Source organism: Candidatus Jordarchaeum sp., from assembly GCF_052745115.1.
Genome location: NZ_JBRAKS010000285.1, coordinates 1 through 5,128, shown reverse-complemented (window position 1 = coordinate 5,128; position 5,128 = coordinate 1). Strand labels below are relative to the sequence as shown.

At 38.8% G+C, this 5,128-nt stretch carries 10 protein-coding genes; 8 read left to right on the top strand and 2 right to left on the bottom strand.

The features are described from left to right. The 3 genes from ACUVXA_RS16105 to ACUVXA_RS16095 all read left to right on the top strand — a co-directional run. On the top strand, nt 1–226 hold a 226-nt coding region (locus ACUVXA_RS16105; RefSeq protein WP_445872304.1), incomplete at its 5' end, for a hypothetical protein. Between the two features lie 385 nt (nt 227–611). Next, entirely contained in the window at nt 612–902 is a 291-nt protein-coding gene (locus ACUVXA_RS16100; protein ID WP_445872303.1) for a winged helix-turn-helix domain-containing protein, read from the top strand. A 104-nt stretch (nt 903–1,006) separates the two neighbouring features. Further along, on the top strand, nt 1,007–2,305 hold the full coding sequence (locus ACUVXA_RS16095; RefSeq protein ID WP_445872302.1) for a Coenzyme F420 hydrogenase/dehydrogenase, beta subunit C-terminal domain: 1,299 nt from the start codon (nt 1,007–1,009) through the stop codon (nt 2,303–2,305). Between the two features lie 139 nt (nt 2,306–2,444). Here ACUVXA_RS16095 and ACUVXA_RS16090 read toward each other — a convergent pair whose 3' ends face one another. Further along, a complete protein-coding gene (locus tag ACUVXA_RS16090) occupies nt 2,445–2,612 on the bottom strand; it encodes a type II toxin-antitoxin system HicA family toxin (RefSeq protein ID WP_445872301.1) in 168 nt (55 codons plus the stop codon). Between the two features lie 6 nt (nt 2,613–2,618). Next, the gene (locus ACUVXA_RS16085; RefSeq protein ID WP_445872300.1) at nt 2,619–2,825 is read right to left on the bottom strand and encodes a type II toxin-antitoxin system HicB family antitoxin; all 207 of its coding nucleotides are present in this window, start codon (nt 2,823–2,825) and stop codon (nt 2,619–2,621) included. Nucleotides 2,826–3,112: 287 nt separating this feature from the next. Here ACUVXA_RS16085 and ACUVXA_RS16080 point away from each other — a divergent pair, with 287 nt between their 5' ends. From ACUVXA_RS16080 to ACUVXA_RS16060, 5 genes are all read left to right on the top strand, one after another. Beyond that, nucleotides 3,113–3,352, top strand: a complete 240-nt coding sequence (locus tag ACUVXA_RS16080; protein ID WP_445872299.1) for a DUF1902 domain-containing protein — start codon at nt 3,113–3,115, stop codon at nt 3,350–3,352. Continuing rightward, on the top strand, nt 3,352–3,501 hold the full coding sequence (locus ACUVXA_RS16075) for a hypothetical protein (protein ID WP_445872298.1): 150 nt from the start codon (nt 3,352–3,354) through the stop codon (nt 3,499–3,501). Before ACUVXA_RS16080 ends, ACUVXA_RS16075 begins: the two co-directional genes overlap by 1 nt. A gap of 184 nt (nt 3,502–3,685) precedes the next feature. After that, nucleotides 3,686–4,051 (top strand): nucleotidyltransferase domain-containing protein, encoded by a 366-nt coding sequence (locus ACUVXA_RS16070; RefSeq protein ID WP_445872297.1) that lies wholly within the window; start codon nt 3,686–3,688, stop codon nt 4,049–4,051. Continuing rightward, nucleotides 4,032–4,436: a HEPN domain-containing protein gene (locus ACUVXA_RS16065; protein WP_445872296.1), complete on the top strand. Its 405-nt coding sequence runs from the start codon at nt 4,032–4,034 to the stop codon at nt 4,434–4,436. The genes ACUVXA_RS16070 and ACUVXA_RS16065 overlap by 20 nt, the downstream gene beginning before the upstream one ends. A 538-nt stretch (nt 4,437–4,974) precedes the next feature. After that, nucleotides 4,975–5,128, top strand: a 154-nt coding sequence (locus ACUVXA_RS16060; protein ID WP_445872305.1) for a sugar phosphate nucleotidyltransferase, incomplete at its 3' end; no start/stop codon positions are given.

Genomic DNA, 5,128 nt, shown 5'->3' with positions numbered 1-5,128 from the left:
CGACATTAATTATGCTGGGAGTTGGGCTTCTTGGATTTGGAATTTTTGCCCGAAGATTCTCCCGCAAAACAATTTAAATCAAAAATATCTTAAAAAAATTACGATAAAAGGGGATTCATCTAAAAAGAGTCCCCTTCTATTTTTTCTTTTAAATAAAACATATTCAACCCCAAACAAACCATATAGTTTAAAAAAATTTAAAAAACGAGATAAACCAAAAAAATAATTTAGACCCAAAAACCCTAACTTAATTTTTAAGTCAATTTCTTTCCATCAAAAGAAAAGGGGACAGGCTACTTTTCCTCCTTGCAAACAAAGGAAAATCTCAAGCACAGGTTAAAAACCGGCCCTTTTTCATCACGCCATAGAATGGTGACCAAATAACAAAATTTAACTTTTAAATAAAAATACAAAATAAGAGGACTTCCTTAAAAAGAAGTTCTCTTATAAACTTTACCCCATACAAATCTATATTTTTTCAACTTAAGCCCAATCCAACAAGTAACCGGAACATTATTTAACACAAATTAACCAAAATGATTTTTTACCCGCTAACTTAATTTTTAAGTTAATTTTTTTTCATGGCACGCAATTTAAATTCAGATGTGATATTGTCAAAACTTTTTGGTTCCGTTTCGAGAGCCCGAATTCTTGAGCTTTTATTTTCTAATGTAGAAAAATCTTTTTATCAAAGGGAGATCATGTTTGAGGCTGGCCTTAACCTCCAGCCAACTCAACGTGAGCTCAATAATCTTGTGGATTTAGGGATTATAAAGGCAAGAGAGACCCGCGACAAAGTTTATTATGAAGTCGATAAGAATTCTCCTCTTTTTCACCCTCTCTCAGAAATAATTAGAGTTGTTAAGAAATCAGGATCTATTTTCAAGGCTTCTGGAGAATGAGATACAGTGTCTCTACTTAATTCTTTTTCATTGGAGTAAGAGAAGGAGACAACATAAATTGTAAGTTATTGGGAAGATAGAATTTTAAAAGCCTTTAAAAAAGCATGAGATTTAGAAACGTAGCTGACATTACAAAATGGCGATTATGCGTGGGTTGTGGAGCCTGCGTTTCGGTTTGTCCAGAAGGGTTTATAAGACTTGTTAATAAGGAAGATGAAGGCCAAAGACCAGTAGTAAGATCGGGGAATTGCGGACTATGCGATAAATGCCTGTCTATCTGTCCGGGTTGGCAGATATCTAAAAATGTAAATAAAGAAAATGGTGACCATATTTTTTTAATGTTGCCAGAATGGGGGCAGATTAAGGAAGTATGGGAAGGTTATGCAGCTGACGAAGAGCTTAGATATTTTGGATCATCTGGAGGTGCAGCAAGCGCCATAGCTCTATACTGCCTTGAAAAAGGGGAAGTTAAACAAGTCCTTCATTCAGGGGTAGATGCCGAGAATCCTTTATATAATCTGCCTGTTGTTAGTAAAACAAGGATCGACCTCCTTGAAAGAACAGGTTCGCGTTATGCTCCTTCCTCACCTTGTGAAGGATTATCAGAAATCATTAATTTTCGGGGCTGTTCCCTTTTCATAGGGAAGCCATGCGATATTCAAGGCGTTAGAAAAGCAGAAATGATTATTCCTGAGATTAAAGAGAAGGTAAACCTAAAGGTAAGTATATTCTGCGCCGGGACTCCATCAACATTGGCAACCCTCAAATTGATCGAATCACTCAACGTGCCAATAGATAGGATTAGTGGTGTTCGCTATCGGGGCCGTGGCTGGCCAGGAAGCTTTGCGGTTTGGACAGATGGGAGTGAGAAGCCCATGATTGAGATTCCTTATGCCGAAGCGTGGGGATTTTTGCAGAAATATCGCCCGTATAGATGCTACCTTTGTCCAGATGGGACCGGTGAGCTTGCTGACATTTCTTGTGGTGATCCCTGGTATAGAAAAATAGGCAATAGGGAGAATGGATATTCGTTAATTCTGATTCGAACCGAGAGGGGAAAAGAGATATTTTATAAGGCAATGAAGGAAAAATATATAATAGCTGAAAAAGTAGACCCTAATGTGTTGCCTTTATCCCAGCCGGGCTTTATAACTAAAAAGGGTGCGGTTTGGGGAAGAATATTTGCACTTAGGGCAATGGGGATTCCAGCACCTCAATACCCAGGCTGGAATCTTTTTAGACTCTGGCTAAGGATTCCGGTTAAAGAAAAAGTAAGATCAGTTTTTGGAACAGTGAGCAGGGCGATTACCCGCAAATATTTTAAACCAATAAAGGGTTATCTGGTTTCTCTGATCAATTTGGCCTATTTGGTCTATTTGGGTTCTCTTGTCTATTTGGGTTGAATTGGAATGGTGGTTAAGCCTTTTAAAAAATGATTTCTTAAATTTCAAACCTGCTGACTCAATTTTTGAGTCATTACTTCTGATCTTCTTGAGGATGTAGGAAAAGGATTGGTTAAGATGCATAATCTGATTCGAATTGTTATGAGATCTCCAATTGTTTCTTAATCAGGTCAGCAAGGCTGTCCTTGATCTCATCATGACGGGGTACAGGAGCCTTCTTCCCGTTCTTGGGATTTTGATAAATATCATGCTTCTTGCCGTGACGCAGTAGAAAACATCCATGTTCGATTACTGCGAATGAGGACATATCTTTTCAAGCCCCAACCTCGATTTCCTTTATCTTGATATCTGGGCGATCAAGGACCGGTTCAGTATCTAACATAAGTTGGTAGGCGTCGCGGATATTTTCTTCCAACTCTTCCAGAGTTTCACCCTGACTAAAGACCGAGGGGATTTCTTTTAATCGTCCTACAAACCAGTCATCGTCTATCCAATATTCAAGGGTAAATGTCTTGCGCATTCTTTACCTCCTCTTGAAATAAATGGTTTCGTAAAAAGGATAGCACAATGTATTTTCCCTATTCAAGAAAGAAATAATAATACTGGGTCAAATCTTGCCAGTCTGTTGAAAAGCTCTTTTAAAAACTATTTATTTTAACTTCAAATCAAAATTAACATTTAGAAAAAGGGGACAGGCATCCTCTCACCTAACTGGGGAATTGGAACGGTGGATAGAGGAGACTTGAAGCTCATTTTTTAAAGTGATAAGATAAATGTTAAAATCAAAGGAGTAGGGTAAGAAAAAAAATGGGCAGAAAGCCATTATTTGTAAGGGCAGAATGGGATAAAGAGGCAATGGTATGGGTGGCTACTAGCGATGACGTGCCTGGTTTGGCTACAGAAGCGGTAACGATGGAGGCCCTTATAGAGAAGTTGAGGGTGATAATTCCCGAGCTTCTAATAGCCAATAATGCCACCGTTGGCGATGAAGTGCCCTTCGAAATAATAACGCGGCGTTTTGAGGTCACCCGGCAGGCGGGACGTTAATGTCTAACTACACTCCAAAGCTAAAACAGATTTTTGATCGCCAGGAGAGTGTGTTGAAAGTGTGTTCCCGAGGGGCGAGGAAAAAGTATCCTGTCCCCTTTTCCCACTTCGTAGGTGGAATTACTTTCGATGATAAAAGATTTTGTTAATAGATTTCTTAATAAATTAGCTTATTTTTTGCCGGGAGGAGAGAGCGTAAGGCCTTGCTTGCATCGAATATGTGGTGTTCGCATAGGAAAGTAATCATTGAAAAAGATGTGTTTATATGTCCAAATTGTGTGATTCTTCCGATCAAGAAGAAATAGAAACCCTGCTAAGAGGAGAGATGTCGAAGTGGACAGGGATGAGGCCATCTATAATGTTATAGAGAAAAGGAGGGAAGAATATACTGAACTTCTTAAAAATTCTCTTGAAATGCTTGTCGAGAGACTTAAAGGGAAGGTAGAGAGGGTAAGCATATTTGGCTCTTATCCACGAAGGGAGCCCAATCTTTTTACAGATTTGGATATCCTTATCATCATGGAAACAGAAGCACCATTCTTAAAAAGAATCAAGCAAATCTACTCCCTCCTCTCCCTACCAGTGGATGTGGACATCCTATGTTATACACCCGAAGAGTTTGAAAGGCTAAAAAAGAGAAGATTTTTCAAAGATATAAGGGAGAAAGAGGTTGTCTTATATGAGAAGGGAAGGCCTTGAAGAAGGGAGAAGGTGGCTTGAACAGGCTGAAGAAGACTTGAAGTGGGCAAAAGATTTAGCCCAAAGGGGTGGTTACCATATAGCATGCTTTCTGGCTCAGCAAGTGGGAGAAAAGGCTTTAAAGGCATTTTTGTATGCTCAGGGTGAAGAGATAGTCATTGGTCATTCCATTGAGAGGTTATGTAATTTTGCCTTAAGATTTGAAGTTGAATTTGCAGAGAAGGTGAAAAAATGGTCAATACTTGATGGATATTATGTTCCAACAAGATATCCAAATAGCTTGCCGGATAGCATTCCTGCCAGGGTCTATACAGAAGATGCGGCGAAAGAGGCGGTGGGCTTAGCTGAGCAGATAGTTAATTTTGTCAAAGAGAAGATAAAGTGAATGTGAAGATAGAATGGCTGCGTTTCAGGGAAAAGAGAAAAAGGAGACAGGCTACTTTTTGCCTGTCCACACAAATTCCTCAGGCGAGTGAAAAAAGTAGCCTGTCTCCTTTTTTCTTCCCCTAAAAATGTCTTGACCGGAGCTCGCACTACAGCATTGTGTTTTTAATTCCCTGGATAGAAAGTGGATTCCTAACCCGTTAAGCTATCTAATCTATAAAATTCAATAAACCAACATAACTCAATTAATCCCACAAATTCAGGCTAACTTAATTTTTAAGTCAATTCAGGTCTAAATTCTGAAGCTGTATTCCAGTCGATATTCCAACCAGACAAACGATACAAACAAGATAGACCAGATAAACTCAATCAATTCGAGCAACTCAAAGATTCATAGGTTCCAGAACTAAAGAGTTCTCTTCACCTTTTCTCCCAATTGGTAAAGAAAAGACAAAACAGATAAAGTCCCAAGGGTTCAAGGACTTCTCTGCAGAGAAGATTAAGTTGAAGAGTATAAGTTTTTATTCGGAGGTTGGAAAATGTTTTCAAGGCGATTTGAAGCAATAAAATCAGATTTTAAAGGTATAATTCTTGCTGGTGGTGCTGGCACGAGACTTTATCCTATTACAAAGGTAATCAGCAAGCAGCTCTTGCCCGTATATGATAAGCCCATGATCTATTATCCTCTTTCTA